Genomic DNA, 25,814 nt, shown 5'->3' with positions numbered 1-25,814 from the left:
CTGGCTCTTCGATAGTGTGGTGACCATGGCAAAGGACAACAAGGCAGCTGCCGCCGAGAAAGCTGCGAAGAAGGAACAGCGCTCGGCGAAGCGCACGCAACGCAAGCAGACCCGGTCACAGATCTGGCAGGCGTTCAACCTCCAGCGCAAGCGCGACAAGAAACTGATCCCGCTGATGCTGGCCGCCATTTTGGGCGTGGGTCTGCTGTTCTTCCTTATTGGCCTGCTCTTCAACGGCCAGTGGTTCATGTTGGTGCTCGGCCTGCTCTTCGGGTTCGTGCTGGCCATGTTCATCTTTACCCGCCGCCTTGAGGGATCCATGTACGACGAGGTAGGCGACACTCCCGGAGCCGCCGGCTGGACGTTGGAGAATATGCGCAACACGATGGGCATCGTGTGGCTGACCAAGACGGGTGTGGCCGCCAACCCGCAGATGGACACCGTTCACCGTGTGGTCGGCAACCCGGGCATCATCCTCGTCGGCGAAGGCAACGAGAAGCGTTTGAAGCCGATGATGGAGAAGGAGCGTAAGCGCATCGACCGCCTCGTCGCTGGTGTTCCTATCCACGAGGTGTTCGTCGGTTCCGGGGAAGGCCAGGTCCCGCCGAAGAAGCTCCAGCGCCACTTGCTGAAGCTGCCGAAGAACTACGCCAAGGACGAGGTCTACGCTGTCAACGCCAAGCTGGAGGCCATGGACAATATCCGCGGCGGCCAGCGCGCCGGTCTGCCGAAGGGCCCGATGCCTCACCAGGCGCAGAACATGGCGGGCATGAACCGCAAGATGCGCCGCATGCAACAGCGCAAAGGCAAATAATTAAATTACCCAGTAATCCGCTCGTCGGCCGGCCACGGCTACGAGCGGATTACTGCTGTGCCCGTAGCGCGGTCGTGCATGCCGCGTCCGTCCGCGTCCACGATCGCGGCGGGGAAAATGAATCCGGTGAGGATGGTGCGCACCGCCGCGCGCCAGAACCCGACGGTGGAACCGGGCTGATCCAGGCGGGCGACACCCATTCCCAGCACCGCCATGCCCGGCGTGCGGGCGAACAACCAACCGCTGATGATTCCCAGCAGCAACCACAGGAGATAGGTCAATGTCGACGTTCCACCGAAAATGTCTGTGTTCATGACAATGAATCCGGCGATGATCCAGCAAATCCCCCAGTCGATGAGGACACCGGCGGCGCGTCGCATGACGGATGCCATCGAGCCGCTTCCACTCTCCGGCAAGCCGAGGTACTCGCCCGGCCAGCGTCCTACCATGTATTCGTTGTCGGAGCCGCCCGCTGGTGTGGGCGGTTGATTTCCGGCGTTGCTGCCACGCTGCGCGTTACCCATGGTGATCAAGGATAGAGCACGGTTTTTGCAATCAGAACTCCGTGCGAATTGAAGTCTTTTTCCGCCCGCAGAGCCCCCGGATTTCCATGTACGATCGTTAAAAGCACCCAATTTGCACTCAAGGAGTTTTACCCGTGGGCTTTGACAACATCCAGGACACAATGAAGTACATCGAGGACGAGAACATCGAGTTCGTTGACGTCCGCTTCACCGATGTTCCTGGCATTGAGCACCACTTCAGCATCCCGGCGTCCATGTTCGACGAGGACGCGGTCGAAGAAGGCCTCGCATTCGACGGATCGTCGATTCGCGGCTTTACGACGATTGATGAGTCCGACATGATCCTCATGCCGGACCTGGCCACCGCTCAGGTGGACCCGTTCCGCAAGGCGAAGACCCTGAACGTGAAATTCTTCGTCAACGATCCGTTCACCCACGAGGCGTTCTCCCGCGATCCGCGCAACGTGGCGCTGAAGGCCGAGGAGTACTTGGCGTCCACCGGCATCGCCGACACCTGCTTCTTCGGCGCGGAAGCCGAGTTCTACCTCTTCGATTCCGTGCGCTACTCCACCGACGCCCACAAGGCGTTCTACGAGGTCGACTCCATCGAAGGTTGGTGGAACCGCGACCGCGAGCTCGAGCACGACGGCTCCCCGAACTTGGGCAACAAGACCCGACTGAAGGGCGGCTACTTCCCGGTCCCGCCGTACGACCAGACGCTGGACGTGCGCGACGACATGACGCTGCGTCTGGCCCAGGCCGGTTTTGAGATCGAGCGTTTCCACCACGAGGTGGGCACCGGCGGACAGCAGGAAATCAACTACAAGTTCAACACCCTTCTTCACGCGGCGGATGACTTGCAGACGTTCAAGTACATCATCAAGAACACCGCCAAGGAATGGGGCAAGACCGCCACGTTCATGCCCAAGCCCATCGCGGGCGACAACGGCTCCGGCATGCACGCCCACCAGTCCCTGTGGAAGGACGGCGAGCCGCTCTTCTACGACGAGTCCGGTTACGGCGGCCTGTCCGACATCGCACGGTTCTACATCGGTGGCATCCTCCACCACGCCGGTGCTGTCCTGGCGTTCACCAACCCGACGCTGAACTCTTACCACCGTCTGGTTCCGGGTTTCGAGGCGCCGATCAACCTTGTGTACTCCCAGCGCAACCGCTCCGCGGCGATCCGCATCCCCATCACGGGCTCAAACCCGAAGGCGAAGCGCATCGAGTTCCGCGCACCGGACCCGAGCGGCAACCCGTACCTCGGTTTTGCTGCCATGATGATGGCCGGACTGGACGGCGTGAAGAACCGCATCGAGCCGCACGAGCCGGTGGACAAGGACCTCTACGAGCTCCCGCCGGAGGAGGCCAAGTCCATCCCTCAGGCACCGACCTCCCTCGAGGCATCGCTCGCAGCGCTGGAGGAGGACCACGAGTTCCTCACCGAAGGCGATGTGTTCACCGAAGACTTGATTGAGACCTACATCAAGCTCAAGAACGACGAAGAGATTACTCCGGCACGCCTGCGCCCGACTCCGCTCGAGTACGAAATGTACTTCGACGTCTAAATACTCAGCCGCTTCAGCGGATAGCGCACCCACGGTTTCCACCACGGATTCCGTGGGTTTTTGTTATTTTTCCTAAGTTCGCCAGCCGTGATTACCATGTGCTGAGTGACTGATAAGTTCCGCACACTGCCTCCTCCTGGCCCAGCTTGGGGCGGCAGCCTCATGGGCACCTCCATCGTTTCTCGCCTCCTTGTCGAGGAGAATATGATGTTGGGTTCCGCGATCTTCGCTGCGATTGCATGCGTTATCCTCATCGCTCTCGTCGTGGGGTTCATCCGGTACCGCCACCCCGCCTGGGAGCGGACCTCCATGGCGGAATGGTCGATGTTCTTCATCGGTGTGCTCGCGCTCGGTGCCGCGTTATCGGGTCTGACGGGTGAGACAGCGTACCGCCTGATTGGCTTCTGGATCGGCGCGCCCGTCACTGTGGTCACGTGGGCGATTCAGTTGACGCGTTTCGACGGCACGCCGCGCTTCACCTGGGGCCTGCCACTTGTCGGTCCGATGATTTCGGCGTCGGTAGCCGGCTGGCTGGCCCGCGACTACGGCGAGTTCTACCACGTGTTGGGAACAATCTTCTTCGCCATGTCGATCTTGACAGCGGTGCCCGTGTTCATCCGCGTGTACTGGGCGGCGTGGCACCGACAGGTGGATTTGAAAGGCGCCAATTCCGCCACGGCATGGGTCCCGTTGGGTGTGGTCGGCCAATCCACGACGGCGATGCAGATCCTCTACCCCGGGCCTGTCTCTATTTACTACGGGCTCATCGCACTGGGTATCGCTATTCCCTTGGCGATCTTCGCCATGTTCACCTTCTACCCCAATGTCGCCCGCTGGGTCGACTACTCCCCGGCATGGTGGGCGTGCACCTTCCCGCCGGGCACGGTCAGCATGGGCGGCCACCAGTTGGCGCTGGTCAACGGGTCCGAGTTGCTGGACGCGATCGCGCTGAGCATCCCGGTGCTGCTCATCATCCACTGGTCGCTGTGCTCCGCCCGATTCCTCAGCTGGGTCGCCGAAGGGCGCCGACTCTCGCCGTAATTGTGTGACAGGGTAGACACTGGCCTACCACGCGTCAACTCTCGGAAGGACCATTCGTGACTGCAGCTGCCACCCCGGGCACAGTGAAAGCCCGCAACCGCTCCATCTACTTCACAGATGCCGCCATCGCGGTGGTGATTCTGGGGGCGTGCCTCCAGTTCTTCCTGCCGGGCTGGTCCAACCTGTTGTGGATGCTGGGGTGTCTCGGTGCGGCGCTGGGGATCTACGTTGTGCGCGCGAGCATCGGCAAAGCGGACCTGCCCAGCACGGATCTGGACGAGTATGAGCGCCAACGGCGCTTGGAGGCGCGCGAAGTCGGGCTGACAACCGCCTTTGTGACCACGCTCGCCCTTTTCGTCGTTGCCGGTGCGGTCGCCTTCGCTTCGAAGTTCTGGTTCGACCCCACTGCGACGGATGTCGCACTGTTCTTCTCCCAGCTGCTTAGCGCACAACTGCTGTGCGTGACATTCAGTATTGCCCGCTCACTCGCCGGAAAAATCAACCGGGACGAGCTGATCGAGCAATAGGCTATTGAAGCGTTACGATTCAGCTATGAGTTCCTACCATCTCCTTGGCCGCGCATACCGGTTCCCTGCTGACAGAGACCGGGCAGCCGCAGGTGATAGCGCGCAGAAGCCCGCATGGTGGCGCCCGCTCGTGGAGCTCATTCTCGCCCTTGTTCTGTTAGTCGCGTTGACAAGCGCCGCAACCGGGCTGTTCTACCTCTACGAGAAGGTGGCTCAGCCCGAGGTCAGCGCGTTCGAAGAATTCGCTATTGCGGACCACCCGTATCTGGCCCTCGCAACCTTTATCGGCTGGGTCGCGGCTATCCCGGCGGGGTTCATCGCCGCACGGCTCACCGGACGCAATCCGCGGGCACTGTGGTCGGTGGAGCTGCGATTCCGGTGGCGGAATTTCGCTCTCGCACTCCTTCCGGCGCTCGCCTTTCTCGGCGCCGAAGGTGCGTACGCGATCATCACTTCAGACCGTTCTACTGCTTCGATCACGCCTGTCAACGTGGCGGCGCTCGTGGTGATCGTGGCGATGGCACCCCTCCAATCGCTGTCGGAGGAGCTTTTCTTCCGCGGCTCGCTGGTGCAGATCACGGGTCAGTGGTTCACTCCTTCCTTCGTGGCCTACCTGCTCCCGCTGCTGTTCTTCTTGTCCGGCCACCACTACGGCTGGCAAGGCATGATCAGTGTCGCCGTCTTCGCGTTGTGCGCATCTTTTCTCACCTACGCCACCCGCGGGATTGAGGCGGCAGCTGCCGTTCACGCAGTAGGCAACACTTTCGCCTACGCTCCGGATGCCTTCGGGGTGGACGGGGTGGACTTGGCGGCGGCGTCGATAAGCGATCTTGTGATTTCTGTTCTAGCGACGGTGGCCGCAACAGCGTTGGCTTATGTGCTGATCACGCGGCGCACGTCCACGTCGACCTCGTAGCCCGCGACGAGCCCCCGTGAGCCGTACTGCCACGTCAGGGGTGTCTGCTTGCCCACTTCGCCCGGCCACGCGCGACCGTCGTGAAGCTCCCGCGGCTGCCCGGCGGGATCCGCGCCGTAATCGGCGACCCATACGGCCCCGAACTCGGCGGTGGCGGCGCCGAGCATGCGCCAGCGCCAGTAGCGCGGGTAGGTGTACACCCCGGCAACGGGCACACCGCGCGCGGTGAAGAGGACGCGGGCCTCGCGCACGTGCGAAAGTGCCAGGCCCGCGGGGGTCTCACAGTCGATCCACACGGGGACAACCAGGTCCCCCATGACCGCGCAGGCGGCCTCAACTTGCTCGGCGACGGTGGTCCCCTCCGACGGATTGCGCAGGTAGTGGTAAGCCTCAACCGGCAGCCCGGCGCGGAGCGCGTCCTCCACATGCGAGGTGTAGGTGCGATCGCGGTAGGTGCCGTCGGTGGTGCGCACGACCACGAACTCGACGCCCTCCGCCGCAGCCTGGACGAGACTCAGCCCATCTTGGTGCTCGCTGACGTCGATGCCGAACTGGAGTTCGCCTGTTGGGAACATCTAGCGCCTGGCAAAGCCCATGCGCGGGGTGAAGGACCCCGGGTGCTTGCGTTGTGCCACAGCGTCGGCGATGACCAAGCGCCATTTCGGGTCTGTGACCGGCATCTGCGCGATGGAGAACCAGCCGGTCTCGCTGTTCTCGTCGTCGCCGACGGCGGGCACAGCGGCGGGATCGTCGGCCTCCAGGCGCAGAGCGACGGACATGTAGCTGGCATTGTCGCCGTTGGCGTGAACGATGGGCCCGACGGCACCGACGCCGAGGAGGGCGGCGGGTCTCGCCGCAACGCCGGTCTCCTCCGCCACCTCGCGCACGGCGGCGTGATGGGGCTCCTCGCCCGGGTCGCAGATCCCGGTCACCGGGGTCCACTCACCGTTGTCGGCCCGTTTTACCAGGAGCACTTCAGGCACGGCCCAGGGCGAGTCATCCGTGGAGTCGCGCAGCACCACCGCGGTCACGGCCGGGATCCACATCAGGTCCGTGCCGATCTTCTTGCGGGTTTCCACGATGAATTCGGGGATGGGCATGGGGCGCACCTTTCTGTTCAACTTCGCCGCCCAAGTCTACGTCCCGCGTCCCCGCGCGGGCGACGGGGTGAACTAACATCATGTGCATCATGAGCACGCAGGTCAGCACCACCGATCCCGAGAAGCAGCCCCGCCGCCGCGTCCCCGCGGCCGCATTCATCGTGGGGTTCGGGGCGTTGCTGATCATCTGCCTCGTGTTCGCCATCGGGGTGGTCAACTACGAGACGTCTGCCTCGGAGCGCGCGTCCAGCTCTTCCTCCACAGCGACGGGAACGGAAACGACATCGCAGCAGCTCCCCGCGGTGACTACGGTTACCGGCGCGGACGGCCAGACCAGCGTGTCCCGCCCACCGAAGCCGGCGCCGCCGGAGACGAGCGAAGAGCAAGTGAAGGCGTCGATACGCACGCAATTCATTGCTGACGCGAAGACGGCGCGCACGTACACGGGTGTCGCGGTGACTGGAAACATCACAGAGGAGGCGCTCGGGGATTTCCCGGAGTTCGCTGGCCACCTGAGCCGCCTGCTCGAGCAGAACTGCGTGGATTCGATGGCGCTGACCACGCCCGACAACGAACGAGTGACGTTCAACGGCTTTTGCTACACCACCCTGCCAGGAGAATCCATCCAACGCATGCTCACGGTCGCACTCGATGGCAAGGCGGATTCCATCGACTTTGCTAACAACCCCGGTTACGGCAACTCCAATTACGTGTCCATAACGTGGTACGTTCCCAGCGAGAAGTCGGCAGAGAGAATTCACGAGACGTGGAACGGGGTTCGTCGCCCCCGCGCGGTCGAGCAAATCCGCTTCTACACCTATTCACCGGAGAAGGTCCACCGCCTAGTCAAGGAGCGCGGAAAAGCCGATTACTGGCGCGACGACGAGGTCTTCTAAGCCCACCCTCCGACGGAAACGTGAGACGGTGCAGCTGGGCTGGGAGCAGCAGTCGCTGCCGCAGGATGAGGCCGCGGTGGGCAGGAACTAGTGGGCATGAATCGGGAGCGACCTAGCCGGCGCCATAGGGACTATCAATCGGTCCATGCCAACCCTGAGACGGCCGGCCGGCTGGAGGCTTGGGACCTCGCGCCGATGCCTACCCCTGCGCTACCAGGTCTGCCCCACCCAGTTGACCCCCGGCACAACCCGGTCAATGACCTCCATCACTTGGTCATAGTTGGAGTACGACATCATCTTGGTGGCGGATCCTTCTGCGTCGCACGGCTCGTCGGCACGGCCGGCTTCAGTACCGGAAACGACACCGATGATGCTGGCGCGGCCACCGATTATGTAGAACACGGGCCCGCCGGAATCCCCCGGCAGCGCGCACACGTGGGCGATGTCGCCGTACGTCTCGCGCTCGATATTGGTGTCGGTGCGGATGATCTGGGTGCGGCCGGACGCTTCGAAGTCCCCGCAGGTGAAACCTGTGGTGGCGCCGGTCTTGCAGATCTTCTCGCCCGACGGGATATCACCGGAGTACAGGGCAGTCTCGATCGGTTTACCCACGAGGTCCATGTAGCGCTCAGAATCAGTGATCTCAATGATGCCGACGTCGATGTCGACGATCTCCCCCACGTTCTCGCTGTAGAGACCCGAATAGATGTAGTGGCCGACCTCCACGGAGTAATCCGCGGCCGTTTCAGCGTACGTCGGCCACACCAAGTCCCCCTCCTTGCCGCAGTGCCCGGCAGTGACGGCGTAGTTACGCCCGTCGGGTCCACTGAAGCTGAACGCGACGGTGCAGGATTGCGCGGTGAAGGCTTCACCCGGCTGCGGGTAGTGGTCCGTTGCCTGGATCTTCGTGCCCGGCGCCCACAGCGCGAACTGCGGAGAGGAGACCCGGTAGCCCATGGCGGGCTCGTCCGGCGTCTGACCATCGTTCTCGCCCGGACGCTGCACCTGTTCGCGCTCCTGCCGTTCCTCCGCAGTCGGGGTGGGCTGCTGGGCGGAGGTGATGCCCAGCCACGCCACCGACGCAACGAGGAAACTCGTGATGACCACGAGAGCCGCCCACAGAGTCACCCCTGATGCGGAATCGCGCGGCTGGTCCCCCTGCGGCGGCAACTCTTGCCCGTAATACGGGTAGGTCACATCGGGTGCGGCGTGCCTAGGAGTCCCGCTTTCCGGTGTCTCCGATGTCTGCGGTGTTCTGTGAGTCATCCGTGTCCTCCGAACCCTTGTCGCCCTTTTCGCCGAACTCCTTGATCAGGTTCATGTCGCGGAGGAATTTCTCCGGGTCGAACTCGGTGTAGTGCTCGGGGCCTGCGAACTGTTCCTGGGCCATCGTCGCTTAGTTCCCCTCAGCTGCTTCAGCCTTTTCGGCTGTGTCGGCAATGTACTGCTTCACTGCTTCGGCGTCGTTCGGCATGTCCACGACGTGGCGGTCAGCGTCCATGATGTGCGCGAAACGCTCCGGTACGACCGGCTCCTGGCCGGTGGCCTCGACGATGGTCTCGGAGAACTTCACCGGAAGTGCCGTTTCCAGCACCACGATCGGGGTGTCCACCTGATCCGCCACACCGCGGGCCACAAAGACACCGTCGGCAGTGTGGGGGTCGATGAGGACGTTGTGGTCGGAGTGGGTGGCTCGGATCGTCGATACGCGGTCCGCGTGCGTGGAAGTTCCGGAAAGGAACCCGTAGCGCGTGCGGATCTCCTCCATGATGTGGTCCTCGAGCTCGAAGCCGCCCTCCTTCGCCTTCACGCCGAAGAGCTCGGCGGTCTGGGAGGCATCGCGCTCGATGACGTCGAAGATGAATCGCTCGAAGTTGGATGCGCGGGAGATGTCCATCGACGGCGAAGACGTCGCGTGGGTCTCCGCGGCGGAACGCGGACGGTACTGGCCGGTGGTGAAGAACTCGTGCAGCACGTCGTTCTCGTTCGTGGCCACGATGAGCTTGTCCACGGGCAGGCCCATCTGCTTCACAATGTGGCCCGCGCAGATATCCCCGAAATTGCCGGTGGGCACGGAGAAGGAGACCTGCTCGTCGTTGCTCTCCGTGACCTTGATGTAGGTGGAGATGTAGTAGACGGTCTGTGCCAGCAGGCGCGCCCAGTTGATGGAGTTCACCGCGCCGATGTGGTGCTTGGACTTGAAGGCCGCGTCGGAATTGACCTCCTTGACCACGTCCTGGCAGTCGTCGAAGACACCGTCGAGAGCGATATTGAAGATATTCGGCTCATCCAGGCCGAACATCTGGGCCTGCTGGAACGGAGTCATACGCCCGGCGGGCGTGAGCATGAACACGTTGATGTTGTGGCGGCCGCGCATTGCGTACTCGGCGGAGGAGCCGGTGTCGCCGGACGTGGCGCCGAGAATGTTCAGGGTCTCTTCGCGGCGTGCCAGCTCGAACTCGAAGAGCTCGCCGAGCAGCTGCATCGCCATATCCTTGAACGCGGCGGTGGGGCCCTCCGAGAGGTGGGCCAAGAACAAGCCGTCCTCGAGCTTGCTTACCGGAACGATCTCCTTGTGCGCGAAGACAGGAGTGCGGTACGCGTTGGCGGTGAGCTCCTCAATCTTCGCCGGCGGGATGTCGCCCACGAAGAGCTTGACCACCTCGGCTGCCAGCGCCGCGTAACCACCCTCTGCGAGAACGCCGCGCCACTGCGTCAGGCGCTCATCCGTGATCCGCGGGTAGGCCACGGGCACGTACAACCCGCCGTCGGGGGCGAGCCCGGACAGCAGGATGTCGGTGAACTTGTACGGAGCAGCAGACGCGTCGCGTGTTGAGATGTAATCCACCCGACACAGTCTACGTGCCCCGCCTCACCCCCGGAAGGATTGCCCGAAGATTAACGGCTGTGCGCGCCCGGCGGGTCCTGGCGGCCGGTAAGGATGTCCATGATGCCGCGCACCGCGTTCTCCCCCAGCGTGGGCACCACGCGGTCGTCGAAGCCGGACGTGTCGCGCGGTGCTCGGCGCGCCCCCCCGACCATTGGCGCGGCGACGGCGAGAGTGAGCGTGGAGCCGTCGAGCTCGAGCGCGGTGGCGTTGTCCACCCCGGCGGCGCGGGCGGCGTCCACGAGTGCCACGAGGTCCCCGTATGTGGCGTCCTGCAGGTCGATCGACAGTTTCAGAGCCATGACCGCCAGCTTAGTTCGCGCGCCGGGCTGCCGGTGGCGGTGAAGCTAGTCGTCGTACTCGAAGGAAGGCTCCTCGCCCCAAAACACTTCCTCCACGACACGGTGCGCGCGGCGCGTGACCTTGAGGTAACGGTCTAGGTAGGCCTGCGCGTCGTGCGGGTCGTGTCCGGCGGCGCCCGCGACCTGGTTGAGCTGAGCACCCGGACCGGGGAGTTGGTCGGTGCGTTTTCCCGCCACGAGGACAAGCGCATTGCGCGCGGCAGTGGCGAGCAGCCACGCGTCGGTGAGCTTGCGGGCCTGGGATGTCTCGATAATGTCGCTGGCCTCATCGGTGGCTAAGAAATCCAGCACTTCCAAGGTGGAGGTGTTGTGCAGCTCCTCATATTCGTGGGCGTGCATCATGGTGAGCAGCTGCACCGTCCACTCGATGTCCGAGAGCGCGCCGCGCCCCAGCTTGGTGTGGGTGGCGCGGTCCGCGCCGCGGGGCAGGCGCTCATTGTCCACGCGGGCCTTGATTCGGCGGATCTCGCGGATCTCCGCCTCGCTCGCGCCACCCTTTGGGTACCGGAACGGGTCGATTGCTTCGAGGAAAGCCTGCCCGACTTCACGGTCGCCGGCCACGTAGGTGGCGCGCAGCAGAGCCTGCTTCTCCCACACCGCGCCCCACTCCTTGTAGTAGCGCTCGTAGGAGGCGATGGTGCGCACGACGGGGCCTGAGCGCCCTTCGGGCCGCAGGCCAAGGTCGACTTCCAAAGGCGGGTCGCCGGAGGGCTTGGACAAACGTTTGCGCATCTGGTCGATGATCTTCGCGGCCCACGCCAGGGCCTCGCTCTCTTCAATGCCCACCGCGGGCTCCGCCACGACAACGACATCTGCGTCGGAGCCATATCCGAGTTCCTGCCCGCCAAGACGCCCCATGCCGATCACGGCGATACGTGCCAGTGGCTCGTCCACACCTCGTTCGATCAGGTCCGCGCGTACTTCGGCGCGCAGCCCGGCTTCGAGCACGGCGTCCCACACCCAGGACAGCTGCTCGCAGACTTCGCGCACGTCAAGGAAGCCCAGCAGGTCCGCAGAGGCGATTCGCGCCAGCTCCGCGCGGCGCAGGGAGCGGGCGACCTTGACGGCTTTGTCCGGGTCATCGTGGCGCTTCGTTGCTGCCACTAGGGCTTTGTAGACACGGTCGGGGGCGGTGTCGAGGAGCTTGGGTTGAGTGGCGCCGTCGCCAAGCTGCTTCACCACGTCCGGCGCGGAGATAATCAGGTTCGCGGCGTACGGCGAGGTGCCCAGAATATGCATCAGCCTCTCGCCGACCACGCCTTCATCTCGGATCGTGCGCAAGAACCACGCCTTATCGACGGCCGCCTCCGACAATTTCCTGTAATTCAGCAGCCCGGCATCCGGGTCGGCGGTCTCCCCCAACCACGCCATGAGCGTGGGCAACAGGATCTGCTGGAGTTTCGCCTTGCGCGAGTTGCCCTTCGCCAGCGCGGACAGGTGCTCGTAGGCGCGGTCCGGGTGGGTGTAGCCCAGCGCCTTCAACCGGGCCTTCGCTGCGTCGGCACCGAGCGTCGCTTCGCCTACACTCATCCCGGCGATGGAATTCAGCAGCGGGCGGTAGAACAAGCGCGAGTGCAGGTCCGTTATCTTCTTGCGCTCTTTTTTCAGGCGCAGGTCCAGCTCGTCCACGGCGGACTTTGTCGGCGAGGAAATGAACCCGGAAGTCAGAGCGAGCCAGCGGCGGTTCTCCACATCGTCGTCCGCAGGCAGCGTGTGTGTGCGCTTGAAACGGTGCAGCTGGAGGCGGTGCTCGAGGAGTCGCAGGAATTCATATGCCTCCACCAAATCGGCGGCGTCTTCCCTGCCGATGTAGCCGCCAGCGGACAGGGCCTCGATGGATTCGACGGTGTTCTGGGTCTGCACGGAGGCATCGATACGCCCGTGAACGAGCTGGAGCAGCTGAACGGCGAATTCGGCATCACGCAGACCGCCGGAGCCGAGCTTGAGCTCGCGGGAGCGCATGTCCTCCGGCACGTTCGACAACACGCGACGGCGCATCGCTTGGACGTCGTCGACGAAGGAGTCGCGCTGGGAAGACTCCCACACCATGGGCCGCAGCCTGTCGTAATAGGCCTGGCCCAGCTCCATGTCGCCGGTCATCGGGCGCGCCTTGAGCAGCGCCTGGAATTCCCAGGTCTCCGCCCAGCGCTTGTAGTACGCCTCGTGCGAGTCGAGCGTGCGCACCAGCGCACCGGACTTGCCCTCGGGGCGCAGGTTCGGGTCGACGTCGAAGAATGCGGCATTGCCCACGGAGGTCAACTCACTGGCCACGCGCGTGGCCTTGGTGTCGGCGGGCTCCGCCACGAAGATGACATCCACATCGGAGATGTAGTTGAGCTCCCGCGCGCCGCACTTGCCCATGGCGATCACAGCGAGCTTCCGGTCGTAATCCTCGTCTCCGTGGACACTGCGCACCGCGACGGCGAGCGCCGCGGTCAAGGCCGCGTCCGCGATAGTGGTCAGCAGTTCTGTGACCTCGCTATAGCTGAGCTCGTTCTGCTCTGCGCCATACCCCTTGAATGCCGAGTAGGTGCCGGCTAGGTCCGCAGCCGCTACGCGCATGACCAGCGTGCGATACGCATCTTTCAGCGCACGCTTCGCTTCCGGCCCGGCCTCAGCCGCACGGTACGTGCCGGGGCCGTCGAGGCTCGCCTGTGCCGTCGGATCGCCCTCCACCGGCTCCGCTCCCACCGCGCCCAGCATCGCCTGGAAGATTTCCTCTGGACTCGGCAACGGTTCAGCGAGCAGTTTCCATTCCTCCGGGTGCGCCACCAAGTGGTCGCCCAAAGCTGTGGAGCCCCCCAAGAGGGCGAAGAGGCGGACGCGGAACACGTCGTCGCTAATAAGCGCCTGGCGCAGTTCGCCGTATGAATCTCCGAGCGCTTCCGCGAGACGGAAACTGGTGTTGAGCGTCAGGTCCGGGTTGCCTGAGCCGCCGAGCGTGTACAGGATGTCGTTGTCGGTCCAGCCGAGTTTCTCCAGGTCTTCGGCGGCGTGCGCCCCGGTGAGCGCGAGCTGGGCAGGGGACGGTGAGCTGCTGCGGGCCATGGTTCCTTTCTTACCGGTCGTACCGGGCTACCTACAGGTTGAGGTTGTTGGCCAATTCCCACGGGGTGATCTGATCCTCGTAGGCGTGCCACTCATCCCACTTGGAACGCAGGAAGAACTCGAAGACCTGCTCGCCCAGCACCTCCGCCATGAACTCGGACTTCTCCAGCACCCGCAACGCCTCATCGAGCGAACCGGGCAGGTCCTTGTACCCCATCGCGCGGCGCTCGCGGCGGGTGAGCGAGAAGACGTCGTCAACGGCCGGCTCGCCGAGCTCCATGCCTTCCTCGATGCCGTGCAGACCGGCGGCGAAGATCGCGGCGTAGGCCAAATACGGGTTCGCCGCTGAATCGATCGTGCGCACCTCGATGCGGCGTGACACCGGCTTGTGCAGGCGGTACGTGGGCACCCGCACCATCGCAGAACGGTTGGACACGCCCCACGTCGCTGCCGTCGGCGCCTCTGAGCCGAACTGGAGGCGCTTGTACGAATTCACCCACTGGTTGGTCACCGCGGAGATCTCCCCTGCGTGCTCGATCACGCCCGCGATGAACTGGCGGGCGGTCTTGGACAGCGAGTACTCGTCATCCGGGTCGTGGAACGCATTATCCTCGCCCTCGAACAGTGAGAAGTGCGTGTGCATCGCCGAGCCGTTGTGCTCGCGGAACGGCTTGGGCATGAACGTGGCCAGCACACCGTTGAATTCCGCCACCGTCTTGACCACGTAGCGGAACGCGATCACGTTGTCCGCCATGGTCAGCGCGTCGGTGTGGCGCAGGTCGATCTCCTGCTGCCCCGGCGAGCCCTCGTGGTGGGAGAACTCGGTGACAATCCCCATGTACTCCAATGCTGAGACAGCTTGCCTGCGGAACCGCGGCGCCTGGTTCTGCTTCGCCTGATCGAAGTACCCGCCGTCATCGACAGGCTTCGGCTCGTCTCCTTTGAGCACGTAGAACTCGATCTCGGGGCTGGCCACGCACTCGAAGCCCGCGTCCGCCGCCTTGTTCAGCTGGCGGCGCAGCACCTGGCGCGGATCCGCATACAGCGGGTTGCCGTCCGGCATGGAGATATCGCAGAACATCCGCGCCGTCTGCAGCCCGTCCTCCACGTCGAACGGCAGCGGCTGGTACGTCGACGGATCAGGCTGCAGCAGCGTGTCCGACTCCGACACGCGCGAGAAGCCCTCAATGGAGGAGCCGTCGAATCCCACGCCTTCGTCGAAGGCCGTCTCCAACTCCGCCGGGGACATCATCACCGTCTTCAGCTCCCCGAACAGGTCCGTGAACCAGAGGCGGATGAAGCGGATATCGCGTTCCTCAACGTCGCGGAGGACGTTTTCTTGTTGGCTGTTCATGCCCACCACACTAGTGAGCATTTCCAGCCCCGGAGGCCACATCCCAACCAGAAAACGTTAGGTAAACTGGGGGTGAACGAACGCGTCCGATTCTGGTGCGATTTCTGACGCACCTATTTTTGCAAGAAGGCCAGATCCAATGAGCAACCAAACGTTTATCGAGGTCGAGGCTAAATTTGCCGTCGACGACACCACCGCGGTCCCCGACCTGACTGCCCTTACCGCCGTGGAATCCGCGGGCGAGACCGCTCACCACAGCCTGTCCGCGATCTACTACGACACCGCGGACCTGCGCCTGACCCGGGCGAAAATCACGCTGCGCCGCCGCACCGGAGGCAAGGACGACGGCTGGCACATCAAGCTGCCCGGCTCAACGGGGCGCACCGAGCTCCACGCCGAGCTGACGGACCCGTCCACGCCGCCCACGGAGCTACTCGAGGCTGTGCGCGCCATCATCCGCCGCGAGCCGCTCGCGCCCATCGCGCAGGTGGACAACAACCGCGCGGAGACGCCGCTTTTCGACGCCGCCGGTGACCAAGTCGCCGAGTTCTGCGACGACCGCGTCACCGCTTGGTCTCTCCTGCCCGGCGGCCAGCAGACCTCGTGGCGCGAATGGGAAGTGGAGCTTTCCGGCGAGCTGGCCGAGACCGTCGAGGGTGCCGCCCTGTTGCACGAAGCCACTTCGCTTCTGATCAACCGCGGCGCCCGCAAGTCCGCATCCGCATCTAAGCTGGCCACCGCTCTCGGAGATTCCGCCGCGGCAGCCCCCGTCCCGCCGTACATGAGCACGGAGGGCCTCGAGGAGGACTCCCCCGCCAAGGCTGTCGTCGACTCCCTGCGCGTCCAGCGCGACCGCCTCGTGGAATGGGACCCGAAGGTCCGCAACGACGAGTGGGATTCCGTCCACCAGATGCGCGTGGCCACCCGCGAGCTGCGCAGCTTGCTCGAGACATTCGAGGGCATCCTCGCCGGCGACCAGCTCACACACATCGAGAACGAGCTCAAGGAACTCGCGGCTCTGCTGGGCACCGCCCGCGACGCCGAAGTCGTCGAAGAGCGCTTCGCCGGCCTGCTCGATTCCGACACCACCGGCATGATCGACGGGCCCGCCGCCGAGCACGTCCGCGGCGATATGCGCCGCGAATACGAGCGCGCCCACAAACGCATCCTGCGCACGCTCGACTCCGAGCGCTACCTGTCGCTTCTCGACGCCATCGATGCCCTCCTTGCCAACCCACCCCTCGCCTCCGACTCCCCTGCTGAAGATTCTGCCGAAGCTTCTGCCGCGGATTCTGCCGACTCCGAGACTGAAGCTGGCACCGAGACCGGCGATGCCTTTGACTCCTCGTCCCCCGCTGCCCCCGCTGCCCCCGCTGAGACCCGCTCCTCCGAGGAAATCCTCTACGAGCACCTCGAGCGCGGCTACAAGAAGTTGGTCAAGCGCCACAAGGCCGCGGAAGAGCACTACCCGGACACGTCGCTTCCACTGCACCAGCGCGAGGAGTACGTCCACGACGTGCGCAAGGCTGCTAAGAAGCTGCGCTACTCCGCTAACGCCGCCAAGGACAGCGGCCTCAAGGCCGGCAAGCTGTCCAAGGCTTGCAAGGAGCTGCAGGAGATTCTCGGCTACTACCAGGACGCGGTGACCTCGCGCGACCGGATCGAGAAACTGGCTAACGGCGCCCGCCAACGCGGCGAGGACACCTTCGCCTACGGCATGCTCTACCAGCGCGAAATGACCCGCGGCGATCAGGCTCTTCAGGACTACCCGAAGGCCGTCAAGGAGATCAAGAAGGCCTTTAAAAAGGTGGAGCCCAAAAAGAAGTAGAGCCCGCGGACGTCCGCGAGCTCTAGCAACACCTCAAGGTAACTCCTCCAGGAAACTAGGGAGCTATTTCTCCCACGAGGCCGGCTGACCCCAGTTGTCGTCGGCCTCGTCCTGCGCCTCGGCGATCTTGTTGCGCTGCTGGGCAGTCTCGAGAGCCTGCTCGGCTTCCTCGCGGGTGTCGTACGGCCCCATGCGGTCGTCCCAAGAGCCTTCCTTGCCCTGGGAGACCTCGCGGGTGCTGGGGTTGAAGTAGAACTTCTCGTCGCTCATGGTCGGGTCCTTTCGGTATGGCGAGAAAGAGTGCTCACCCGCCAAGGCTACCTGCGCCGGGTTGGTACTGTTATGGGGGTAAATTCGCCCCTCCCGAACCGCCCCGAAAGGACAGTGCTCTCCCCCATGGCAGTGTGGACCGCCCCCGAGACCCCCGCGTCCGACCGCGTCGCCCAGGCTCACTTGAACCGCACGGGCAACGCCCCGCTCCACACCGCTGACGCGCCGGGCACGTTCATCGTCGTCGGCGAGAATTCGGACCACTTCGGCGGAATCACCATCACCGGTCTGACCGGCCTGCGCGCAGCCGCGGCGGTGAGTCCCCGGGATGACACCACCGTCGCCGTTCACTGCGATTTCGCGGGCGCCACGACCGAAGACACCGCGGACTGCAGAAGCATCGAGGAGCTCGCCGAGCAGGTCGGTGCAGCTCGATCGGGCTCCTTGGCTGAGCGGTTCGGGGGGCTGGTGCACACCCTCGTCGGCCGGCAAATGCTCTCCCGCGACACCGCAGGCATGGACATCACGGTCATTTCCGACGTGCCGCTGGGCGCAGGTCTCGGCGCACTGCATGCGGCCGACGCGGCGCTCGCGCTTGCTCTTCTTGGCGGAGATGCGGAGATTGACTCGGCTCCGCTACGCACCCGCCTGGCGGACATCGCATCGCAGTCCGCCCGGATCTTTTCTCCCCTACCGGTCCTGCGCGCCCGCCATTCGGCGGCGCTACGCGGCCGGGAGGGCACGGTCTCCGTGATCGACTACGCCGACGGTTCCCTCACCCAGGCGCCGCACCCGGCGAAAGCGGACGTTCGGATCCTGTCCATCGCACCGTCGCACGGCGAGCCTTTCTTGGACGCGGGGCACGCGGTGGAGAAAGGCCGCACTTTCATCGACGACGCCTGCGCCAATTTCGGTGTTGCGTCACTGCGCCAGCTGCCAAATGCGGCGGACCGCGTCGTGGAGTGGGTCGACGCCCGCCACCACGTGCACGGCACCGATTCCGCGCCGACCCTGGAGACAGCCCGCGCGTGGGTGGACTTCGGCGAAGCGGAGACGGAGCTGTCCGCAAACGCAGCGAAGGCGCTGCGCTCCATGCGCACCGACGAGTTCTTCCAGATCATCGGCGAACCCGAGCGCACTCCCGGGCTGCCGGCACCGGATCAACTCGTGCAGCTGCTCCAGCTCCGCGGCGCACGCGCGGCCCGTCCCGCGGCGGCAGGCATGTCGCAGGCAGCTCTCGCGTACATTCCCGCGGCAGAGGCCGACGAGGTGGCGGAAAGCCTCGCCGCCGACGGTCTCGCCGTCGTGGAGGTCACGCCCGGCGCGCCGGCGCGTGTGACCGGCTAATCGGCGGGCCAGGCGAAGAGCACTTCGCGCTTCTCCACGTCCGCGCGCACCAGCGACATCTTCACCTCCGTCGCCTCCTCCGGGTGGCCGGCGCACTGCGCCAGGACAGGCGGGTCGGCGATGAACACGCGGGCGGTGTCGGACTCCTCATTGGTCCGCAGCACCACGCCGGTGAAATTCTCCCCCACCCACGGCCGCAGAACGGTGGCCTCGGTGAGGTTGAGACACGCGCGGTCGACGGTGTTGGCCAGCTGGGAGGTCCGGCCCATGGTCTTGAGCCCCCGCGGGGTGTCCTCGTGCACCCATTCGGGAATCTCTGGAGTCTCTGTGCCCGCGCACAGCGCCAGGCAGACTTCGGTGGCGTAGCGGTCCACAAGCCGGCGCAGTGGCGCGGTCACGTGGGAGTAGTAGCCGCCGATACCGGCGTGCACTTCGGGCTCACCGTCCGCCAGCGACACGTAGCCGGCGCCGCGCAGCAGCTTCTGCGCCTCGCGCATGACGGCCATGCCGCGCGGGGTGTCGGCGTCGACGGTCTGGAGGAATTCGCCGATGTCGCCGGTGTCGGACAGCTCGTAGCCCAGAGCCCGCGCTTCGCAGCGGAATGTGCTCTCCGCGTCGCCGCCCGCCGGACGGAGCGTGCGCAGGATGCCCACGCCCGCCTCCTGCATCATCTGGCCCGCGGCCATGCCGGTCAGCAGGGAGATCTCGGAGTTGTAGTCCATCATTTTCTGGCGGGGTTCGATGAGGAGCTCAAAGCGGCCGTCGTCAAGCTCGACGACGCGCACGGACGGTACGCGCAAGTTGATCGCGTGCCGGCGTAGCGACGACGCCGCGCGCAACTCCCCCACCTCCGGCAGCAGCGCGATCGACGGGTGCAGCATGCCATTGTCCATGTCCTCCTGCACGCCGTCGTAGTCGAGCCGCGCAACGGAACGCACGACGGCGCGCTCCACATTCGTGCTGGTCAGCTCACCTGCGCTGTCGAGCTCGAAGGTCCACAGCACCGCTGGCTTGTCCGCGTCCGGCAGCAACGACGCGGAGCCCTCCGAGAGCTCCTCCGGGTGCAGCCGCGCCGGCTCGTCCGGCAGGTAGATCGTCTGCCCGCGCTTTAGCGACTCTTCATGGAGCCCCGAGCCCGGCTCGATGAACGCCGCGACATCCGCGATCGCGTAAAAGACTCGGTAGCCGTCGCCGTTGACCTCGATGGCCACCGCCTGGTCCAAGTCCATGGAACCCACCGGGTCGATGGTGACAAACTCGATGTCGCGCGCGTCCCGCCGCTGGTCGGCGTACCTGTCGCGCGCATTCGCGGCCTCGGCGTGCAGCTCGGGCGGAAAGTCCGTAGGCACGTCGAACTCGTCGGCGATCGCGCGGAAATCAAGCGGTGCGGCATACAGCTTCATGGGGGCCAATTGTGGCAGAAACTGGGCGAGTGAGTCGGCCTATGAGCCGGATTCTGTGCCCTGCTCCGTAAAGGGGCGGGGCGGCGATCATCCATCTAGGACGCCGGTTGCCCGGCGCCTCAAGCAGCTACCTTCGAACTGGGCGGGCAGCCTCATCGCGTCCGACGATCCCTGCACGCGGCAGGGATTCTTGCCTTGCTCCCGGTGGGGTTTACCTGGCCGGTTGTGTCGCCACATCCGCCGGTGCGCTCTTACCGCACCCTTTCACCCTCACCCGGTTTCCCGGGCGGTCTACTTTCTGTTGCACTTTCCCGCGGGTCGCCCCGGGTTGCCGTTAACAACCACCGTGCCCTGTGGAGTCCGGACTTTCCTCGACCCCTGCCAGCCCACATGCGTGGCGGTACAGGGCGCCGCGATCACCCGGCCGACTCACTCGCAGCGCATAACTGTACCCGCCTGGGGGCTGTCAGCGGAAGTGGGCGACGTCGTTGGCACAGCGGACCACGCCTGTGTCGCCGTAGAACTCCACCACGCTAATGGACGCCAAGTCCAAGAACACGTGCCTGAACGTGTCCGGCCCCGATTCCAGCGCCTGCCGGATCACCGACTTGATGGGGGTCATGTGCGTGACCACAAGCACCGTCTGCCCCTCGTGCGCTTCCTGCAGTTTCAGGCGCGCGCGAGTCACCCGTCGGTGCGCGCTGGACACGCTTTCACCTTCCGGAGGCGCCTTGCTTATCGACGCCTCCCATGCCCCGAACTCCTCCCCATACCCCTCCCGCGCCTCGTCGCGGGTGAGGCCTTCGAAGACCCCGAAGTCCATCTCGCGGAAACCGTCGACCGTCTCAATCTGGCTCGTCTCGATCCCCAGCGCCTCCGCGCACGCCTTCGCCGTCTGCTGCGTGCGCTGCGCCGGCGACGCGACAATCGCGTCGATCTGCCCGAAAGCCGACACAGCCTTGGCCACCGCCGCCGCCTGCTTCTCCCCCAGCTCCGTCAGCGCCGGGTCGGAGGAGCCGCTGTAGCGCTTCTGCGCCGAGTGCTCCGTCTGCCCGTGCCGGACGAGCACGAACCGCGTGCGCGGTTTATCGTGCCCGTGCCAGTGAGAGGGACTACCGGTCTCGTGGCTCTTCGTCTTCTTGGGGGAGCGGGAGGGTGAGGCTGTGGGAGCGGGCGTCGATAAGCTGGTTCCCTCCACGATGCCGGGCTTCGATCCCTTAGCTGCGGCGTCCATGGCCACGTTGGACAGCTCGTCGGCCTTCTTGTTCTTCGCGCGCGGCACCCACGAGTAGGTGACCGTGTTGAACCCGGCGGCGAGGTCGCGTGCGTCGAGCGCCAGCTTCTTCATGTCCGGGTGCTTGATCTTCCAGCGGCCCGACATCTGCTCGACGACGAGCTTGGAGTCCATGTACACGTCCACCTCGGTCGCGCCGAGATCGCGCGCCGCCTCGAGCCCGCGGAGCAGACCGTGGTACTCAGCGACGTTATTCGAAGACTTCTGGCCGACCACATAGGCGATCTCGGCGAGCGTGGTGCCATTCTCGTCGTAGACGACGCTCCCCGATCCCGCGACCCCCGGGTTCCCCCGCGAGCCGCCGTCGGTGTAGACCGTGACCTTCACGCACGCCCCCCTTAGCCCGTGACCCGGACGAGCAGCGTGCCGCAGTTCGGGCAGGTGGGAAGCTCGTTGGCGGGGACGGCCATCACTTCGGCACGCTCGGCCGGCGGGAGCTGGAGGTAGCAGGAGCCGCACGTGCGGCCGTTGAACCGCGCCGCGCCGACCGTGGCGTACACCCCCAGGACGCCCGCCGGCAGCTCCGCGCGCAGGGCGTCCGTGTCCACCTGTTCTTTCTCCGGGACTGCCTCCGCCGCGCGGCGTGCGGCCTCGATCTTGCGGTCCAGGTCGTCGAGCTTCGCACCGTGCACGTCGCGGTTGTTGCGCAGCGCCTTGACCTCGCCGTGCGCCTCTTTCAGCTCGTAGAGCAGGTCCGCGATGCGCGACTTCGCCGCGTACCGGTCGTGCTCCAGATCCTTGCGGCGCTCAGGGTCGGTCTCGGCGGTGAGCTGGCGTTTATCGTCCATCTCGCGCTTCTTCAGCTTGCGCTCGTCCTCCTGGATGCGCAGGATCTCCGCCTCAAGGTCGTCGACAGCGAGCTGCGCGGCCGCGGCCGCGTTGGCCAGACCGGGGCGCTGCGCCTCCAGCTTCTCCAGCTCCTGCTGCTCCGGGGATGCGGGAGCATCAAGAGCCTGGCTGCGCTCCGCCTGTGCGAGCGCGAGCAATGTGCGTTGCTTATCGGGTTCCAGTTCCACGTCGGCCTTCTTTCTTAGTCGGGTTCGGGGGTGAAGTTGGCGGGGTGTCTAGTGCGCGGCCTCTGCTGCGTGGCGCAGGTGCGCGGAGATCGTCCACGGGTCGGTGCGCAGGGTGATGATGCCGGTGGACACCTCCGGGCACGCCTTCGCCACAATCTCACTGGCCTGCTGCGTCCACGGAAACTCGCTGGCCCAGTGCGCGGTGTCGATCACGGCGGGGCCGCCGGCGCGCAGGTGCTCGTCGACGGGGTGGTGGCGCAGGTCGGAGGTGACGTAGACGTCGACGCCGAGGGAGCGGACGTCGTCGAGGAAGCTGTCGCCGGAGCCGGAGGACACGGCGACTTTCTGCACCATCTGGTCGGGGTCGCCCGCCGCTCGCACGCCCCAAACGGTCTCGGGGAGGGCATCGGCGACCTGCTGGGTGAAGTCGCGGAGCGTCATCGGCTCAGGCAGTTCCCCCACCCGGCCCAGACCGGTGGCCTGCGACAAATCCCCAGTTGGGGCGAGCTGCACCACGTCGAACGCCGGCTCTTCGTACGGGTGCACGTCGCGCAGCACCTCCGCCAGGCGGGCGCGCAGGCGCGAGGGCGCGACGAACTGCACGCGGGTCTCCTGCGCCGAGTAATGGGAGCCCACGTCCCCGTCGGTCGGGTTGGCTCCGGGCTGCGGGGTGAAGCCGCCGCGGCCGTCCCACTGGAAGGAGCACTCGGAGTAGTCGCCGATAGCGCCGGCGCCGGCGGCGAAGAGGGCATCGGTGACGTGGGCGACGTCGGCAGGCGGAATGTGCACGCCCCACAGATCCTGGGTGCCGGCGCCGACCACCTTGATCGGGCGACCGGGCGTGATGCCCACGAGCTCGGCGAGCTTGTCGGACACACCCGGCCGGGCGGAGTCGGCGTTGGTGTGCGCCGCGAACAGCGCGCAGCCGCCGGTAACCAGGGTGTGCACGACCTTGCCTTTCGGGGTGTCGGCAGCCACGGACGTCACGCCGCGCATGAGCAGCGGGTGGTGGACGACGAGCAGATCCGCACCGAGTGACACGGCCTGTTCAGCGACGGCCTGGGTGCAGTCGAGCGCGAACGCCACGCGCCGCACTTCTGCGGCGGGGTCGCCGCACACGAGGCCGACGGCATCCCAGCTTTCGGCGAGGTGCGGCGGGTACGCGGCATTAAGCGCCGCGACGACATCAGCAACAGTCGTAGTCATGCCTTCCCACTCTAGGTCGATTGCCCGCGCAGCAACGCACTGCCATGCTGGGGTGCGTGATTACTCTCCTGCTCGATGTGGACGGCACGCTCATCGACTCCTTCCCCGGCATCCGCGACGGTTTCCTGCACGCGCTCGACACCGTGGGCTGGGAGCACCCGTCCGACGAGTTCACCGCGCGCATCCCGGGCCCGCCGATGGAGGAGACGCTGGACAGCCTGGGCATGGACGACGCGACGCGGGACCGCGCGCTCGCCGCCTACATGGAGTTCACGCACGCCGGCGGCTGGCAACTCGCCAAGGCGTTCCCCGGGATGCGGGAGTTGCTGGCTACCTGGAAGGAAGAGGGGTACCAGGTGGTCACGGCGACGTCGAAAGGCGAAGGCTTCGCGCGCGCCATCTTGGAGCGCGAGGGCATGCTCGAGCACATCGATTTACTCGGCGCCGCGCAGGAGGACGGGCCGCGCCGCCGCAAGGCCGACGTCATCGCGCACGTGCTGGATAATGTGGACATCGGCCGCGGGCTCATGATCGGCGACCGCCTCCACGACATCGAGGGAGCAGCGCAATTCGGCTTATCGACGGCCGCCGTCACCTGGGGTTACGGCACCCAGGAAGAATGGGACCACGCGTGGGCCGTCGCGCACACACCCGCCGAGCTGGCCAACATCGTCACCGCTTTCAAGGAGGACCAATGATCCACATAGACTTCGTGTGCACCGGCAACATCTGTCGCTCGCCGATGGCGGAAACCATCGTGCGCCAGAAGCTTATCGACGCTTCACTCGCCGACCACGTCCGCGTCACCTCCTCCGGAATCGGCGGCTGGCACGTGGGCAACCCCGCCGACGAGCGCGCCCTGGCTGAACTGTCCGCCGCCGGCTATGACGGCTCCGCCCACCGCGCCCAGCAATTCGGCGGCGAGCAGATGGACGCCGACCTGATCGTCGCACTTGCCACCCGCCACGTGTCCGAACTCGTCGCCCAAGGCGTGCCCGAGGAGAAGATCCGTCTGCTTCGTTCCTTCGACCCGTCCGCACCCGAGAATGCAAGCGTCGAAGACCCCTATTACGGCGGCCCCGAAGGCTTCACCGTCACCCGCGAACAGATCGAAGCCGCCGCCGACGGCATTCTGGATTGGATGCGCGCCCGAGTAGACTAGCCAGCGTGACCACGCCGAAGACGAAACCGATCTGGAGAACCTTCCTCACTCCAGGATGGGTGCTCGCAGCCGTCTTCGCGCTCGCGTTCTCGTGGTTCGCCATCACCTGGCTGTCCCCCTGGCAGCTCGGGAAAGACCACGATATTAAAGAGCGCAACGAGCAGATTGAGAAGGCGTTCGAGGGGGAAGCAGTGGACGCGGAAAAGCTGCTCGCCTCCGGCGACTTCGACGAGTGGACCCGCGTCACCATGTCCGGCCGGTACCTTCCCGACGACGAGCTGCTGCTGCGCCTGCGCCCCGTCGAAGGTGCCCCCGCGTTCCAGTCTCTTGTGCCGTTCCAGCTCGACAGCGGACAGACGATCCTGGTCAACCGTGGCTGGGTCCCCGCCGCCGAGGGCGGCACCACCGTCCCCCCGATCGACCGCGCGCCCGCCGAATCCGTGTCCCTGCTGGGCATGATCCGGCTCAGCGACACCACCAGCATGGACCCCGTCGACGATCAGGGCTACACCATGGTCCAGACCGTCAACACTACGCAGGCTTCGTCGCTGACCGGCACCGACATGGTCGCCCCATACGTGCAGCTGCTTGCCGACCAACCCGGTGTCCTCAACCCCATCCCCCTCCCCGTCCTCGACCGCGGCAACCACCTCTCCTACGGCCTGCAATGGATCGCCTTCGGCATCATGGCCCCCGCAGGACTCGCATACTTCATCTATTCCGAAATCCGCGAACGCCGCCGCTACGCCGCCGAGCAGCAAGAAATGGCCGCGCTGACGGCGTCCCGTTCCACCACCGCCGAGACCCCTTCCGCGCCTGACGCCGCAGGAGCCGCAAGCACCGCAGGCACTGCCTCCATGCCCACCTCTTCCCCCGCCCGCGCCCGCTACGGCCACTCCCGTTCCAACCCGTGGGCCACCAAGCCCGACGACGAGCGCTTCTAGTCTTTTGTAGCTTGCTGCGACCCCGTGCTAGCATTTCCTCCACGCGCGCCGTTAGCTCAGCTGGAAGAGCAACTGGTTTACACCCAGTAGGTCGGCGGTTCGAGCCCGTCATGGCGCACCAGTTTCCGAGAATGAACGCTCACTTGCTTGATGCGGTGAGCGTTTTCATTTTGCCCGGATTTTTTCGGGGGTTGCGGAACCGCAGATCAGCCGGTGTTTTCAGGGTCCCCGGTTCCGGCGGGGTGTGGATAACCCCGCAAATTCCACAGGCCTACAAGCCGTGTCCTTTCTTTCGTGGTTGTCG

25 protein-coding genes, 1 tRNA gene and 1 other RNA gene are annotated in these 25,814 nt (G+C 65.4%); 12 read left to right on the top strand and 15 right to left on the bottom strand.

Annotated elements, in window-relative coordinates; genetic code table 11:
- Positions 1-25: 25 nt before the first annotated feature.
- Complete coding sequence (locus tag CZ338_RS08250) at positions 26-814, top strand: DUF4191 domain-containing protein (RefSeq protein ID WP_087117763.1); 789 nt, start codon at positions 26-28, stop codon at positions 812-814.
- 38 nt (positions 815-852) lie between these two features.
- Here the strand turns inward: CZ338_RS08250 and CZ338_RS08245 are convergent, their stop codons facing one another.
- Positions 853-1,338, bottom strand: a complete 486-nt coding sequence (locus tag CZ338_RS08245; protein WP_407919372.1) for an RDD family protein — start codon at positions 1,336-1,338, stop codon at positions 853-855.
- 161 nt (positions 1,339-1,499) lie between these two features.
- On the opposite strand from CZ338_RS08245, the gene glnA reads away from it, so the two are divergent.
- From glnA to CZ338_RS08225, 4 genes are all read left to right on the top strand, one after another.
- Positions 1,500-2,909 (top strand): type I glutamate--ammonia ligase, encoded by a 1,410-nt coding sequence (glnA, locus tag CZ338_RS08240; RefSeq protein WP_204211925.1) that lies wholly within the window; start codon positions 1,500-1,502, stop codon positions 2,907-2,909.
- Between the two features lie 105 nt (positions 2,910-3,014).
- Positions 3,015-3,950: a TDT family transporter gene (locus CZ338_RS08235; RefSeq protein WP_204211908.1), complete on the top strand. Its 936-nt coding sequence runs from the start codon at positions 3,015-3,017 to the stop codon at positions 3,948-3,950.
- 56 nt (positions 3,951-4,006) lie between these two features.
- The gene (locus CZ338_RS08230) at positions 4,007-4,477 is read left to right on the top strand and encodes a hypothetical protein (RefSeq protein ID WP_087117761.1); all 471 of its coding nucleotides are present in this window, start codon (positions 4,007-4,009) and stop codon (positions 4,475-4,477) included.
- A gap of 25 nt (positions 4,478-4,502) precedes the next feature.
- Positions 4,503-5,393 (top strand): CPBP family intramembrane glutamic endopeptidase, encoded by an 891-nt coding sequence (locus CZ338_RS08225; RefSeq protein ID WP_087117760.1) that lies wholly within the window; start codon positions 4,503-4,505, stop codon positions 5,391-5,393.
- On the opposite strand, the gene CZ338_RS08220 is transcribed toward CZ338_RS08225, so the two are convergent.
- On the bottom strand, positions 5,351-5,968 hold the full coding sequence (locus tag CZ338_RS08220) for a glycoside hydrolase family 25 protein (RefSeq protein ID WP_087117759.1): 618 nt from the start codon (positions 5,966-5,968) through the stop codon (positions 5,351-5,353). The two genes, CZ338_RS08225 and CZ338_RS08220, sit on opposite strands and share 43 nt — an antisense overlap.
- Positions 5,969-6,493: an NUDIX hydrolase gene (locus CZ338_RS08215; protein ID WP_087117758.1), complete on the bottom strand. Its 525-nt coding sequence runs from the start codon at positions 6,491-6,493 to the stop codon at positions 5,969-5,971.
- 89 nt (positions 6,494-6,582) lie between these two features.
- Here CZ338_RS08215 and CZ338_RS08210 point away from each other — a divergent pair, with 89 nt between their 5' ends.
- A complete protein-coding gene (locus CZ338_RS08210) occupies positions 6,583-7,389 on the top strand; it encodes a hypothetical protein (RefSeq protein ID WP_143341288.1) in 807 nt (268 codons plus the stop codon).
- A 210-nt stretch (positions 7,390-7,599) separates the two neighbouring features.
- On the opposite strand, the gene CZ338_RS08205 is transcribed toward CZ338_RS08210, so the two are convergent.
- Genes CZ338_RS08205 through CZ338_RS08185 form a run of 6 tightly spaced genes read right to left on the bottom strand, consistent with a single transcriptional unit; the run spans position 7,600 to position 15,040 of the window.
- Positions 7,600-8,586 (bottom strand): S1 family peptidase, encoded by a 987-nt coding sequence (locus CZ338_RS08205; RefSeq protein WP_235839512.1) that lies wholly within the window; start codon positions 8,584-8,586, stop codon positions 7,600-7,602.
- 16 nt (positions 8,587-8,602) lie between these two features.
- Positions 8,603-8,779 (bottom strand): hypothetical protein, encoded by a 177-nt coding sequence (locus tag CZ338_RS10885; RefSeq protein WP_154669283.1) that lies wholly within the window; start codon positions 8,777-8,779, stop codon positions 8,603-8,605.
- A gap of 6 nt (positions 8,780-8,785) precedes the next feature.
- Positions 8,786-10,237, bottom strand: a complete 1,452-nt coding sequence (thrC, locus tag CZ338_RS08200; RefSeq protein ID WP_087117755.1) for a threonine synthase — start codon at positions 10,235-10,237, stop codon at positions 8,786-8,788.
- A 50-nt stretch (positions 10,238-10,287) separates the two neighbouring features.
- The gene (locus tag CZ338_RS08195; protein WP_087117754.1) at positions 10,288-10,578 is read right to left on the bottom strand and encodes a hypothetical protein; all 291 of its coding nucleotides are present in this window, start codon (positions 10,576-10,578) and stop codon (positions 10,288-10,290) included.
- A gap of 45 nt (positions 10,579-10,623) precedes the next feature.
- Entirely contained in the window at positions 10,624-13,686 is a 3,063-nt protein-coding gene (locus CZ338_RS08190) for a bifunctional [glutamine synthetase] adenylyltransferase/[glutamine synthetase]-adenylyl-L-tyrosine phosphorylase (protein ID WP_087117753.1), read from the bottom strand.
- A 31-nt stretch (positions 13,687-13,717) separates the two neighbouring features.
- On the bottom strand, positions 13,718-15,040 hold the full coding sequence (locus CZ338_RS08185; RefSeq protein ID WP_087118202.1) for a glutamine synthetase family protein: 1,323 nt from the start codon (positions 15,038-15,040) through the stop codon (positions 13,718-13,720).
- Between the two features lie 139 nt (positions 15,041-15,179).
- Between CZ338_RS08185 and CZ338_RS08180 the strand changes: the two genes are divergently transcribed.
- Positions 15,180-16,868, top strand: a complete 1,689-nt coding sequence (locus CZ338_RS08180; RefSeq protein WP_087117752.1) for a CYTH and CHAD domain-containing protein — start codon at positions 15,180-15,182, stop codon at positions 16,866-16,868.
- 63 nt (positions 16,869-16,931) lie between these two features.
- On the opposite strand, the gene CZ338_RS08175 is transcribed toward CZ338_RS08180, so the two are convergent.
- Positions 16,932-17,138 (bottom strand): hypothetical protein, encoded by a 207-nt coding sequence (locus tag CZ338_RS08175; RefSeq protein ID WP_087117751.1) that lies wholly within the window; start codon positions 17,136-17,138, stop codon positions 16,932-16,934.
- Positions 17,139-17,264: 126 nt separating this feature from the next.
- Here CZ338_RS08175 and CZ338_RS08170 point away from each other — a divergent pair, with 126 nt between their 5' ends.
- Entirely contained in the window at positions 17,265-18,485 is a 1,221-nt protein-coding gene (locus tag CZ338_RS08170; protein WP_087117750.1) for a galactokinase, read from the top strand.
- On the opposite strand, the gene CZ338_RS08165 is transcribed toward CZ338_RS08170, so the two are convergent.
- The 5 genes from CZ338_RS08165 to CZ338_RS08145 all read right to left on the bottom strand — a co-directional run bounded on the left by CZ338_RS08165 (position 18,482) and on the right by CZ338_RS08145 (position 23,404).
- Positions 18,482-19,888: an RNB domain-containing ribonuclease gene (locus tag CZ338_RS08165; protein WP_087118201.1), complete on the bottom strand. Its 1,407-nt coding sequence runs from the start codon at positions 19,886-19,888 to the stop codon at positions 18,482-18,484. The two genes, CZ338_RS08170 and CZ338_RS08165, sit on opposite strands and share 4 nt — an antisense overlap.
- A gap of 26 nt (positions 19,889-19,914) precedes the next feature.
- Positions 19,915-20,320: RNase P RNA component class A (rnpB, locus tag CZ338_RS08160), an RNA gene on the bottom strand.
- Positions 20,321-20,354: 34 nt separating this feature from the next.
- Positions 20,355-21,509, bottom strand: coding sequence for a bifunctional RNase H/acid phosphatase (locus CZ338_RS08155; protein ID WP_087117749.1), 1,155 nt, complete (start codon positions 21,507-21,509; stop codon positions 20,355-20,357).
- A gap of 11 nt (positions 21,510-21,520) precedes the next feature.
- Positions 21,521-22,198 (bottom strand): zinc ribbon domain-containing protein, encoded by a 678-nt coding sequence (locus CZ338_RS08150; protein ID WP_087117748.1) that lies wholly within the window; start codon positions 22,196-22,198, stop codon positions 21,521-21,523.
- A gap of 48 nt (positions 22,199-22,246) precedes the next feature.
- Entirely contained in the window at positions 22,247-23,404 is a 1,158-nt protein-coding gene (locus CZ338_RS08145; protein WP_087117747.1) for a Nif3-like dinuclear metal center hexameric protein, read from the bottom strand.
- A gap of 56 nt (positions 23,405-23,460) precedes the next feature.
- On the opposite strand from CZ338_RS08145, the gene CZ338_RS08140 reads away from it, so the two are divergent.
- From CZ338_RS08140 to CZ338_RS08125, 4 genes are all read left to right on the top strand, one after another.
- The gene (locus CZ338_RS08140) at positions 23,461-24,102 is read left to right on the top strand and encodes an HAD-IA family hydrolase (RefSeq protein ID WP_235839511.1); all 642 of its coding nucleotides are present in this window, start codon (positions 23,461-23,463) and stop codon (positions 24,100-24,102) included.
- Positions 24,099-24,566 (top strand): low molecular weight protein-tyrosine-phosphatase, encoded by a 468-nt coding sequence (locus CZ338_RS08135; protein WP_087117745.1) that lies wholly within the window; start codon positions 24,099-24,101, stop codon positions 24,564-24,566. The genes CZ338_RS08140 and CZ338_RS08135 overlap by 4 nt, the downstream gene beginning before the upstream one ends.
- Positions 24,567-24,571: 5 nt before the next feature.
- Positions 24,572-25,510, top strand: a complete 939-nt coding sequence (locus tag CZ338_RS08130; protein WP_235839510.1) for an SURF1 family cytochrome oxidase biogenesis protein — start codon at positions 24,572-24,574, stop codon at positions 25,508-25,510.
- A 45-nt stretch (positions 25,511-25,555) separates the two neighbouring features.
- A tRNA-Val gene (locus CZ338_RS08125) sits at positions 25,556-25,631 on the top strand.
- Positions 25,632-25,814: the final 183 nt, after the last annotated feature.

Source organism: Corynebacterium urinipleomorphum (assembly GCF_900155535.1).
Taxonomy (GTDB): Bacteria; Actinomycetota; Actinomycetes; order Mycobacteriales; family Mycobacteriaceae; genus Corynebacterium; species Corynebacterium urinipleomorphum.
Note: the sequence above shows the minus strand (reverse complement) of the source record. Positions and strands in the feature narration are given on the sequence as shown.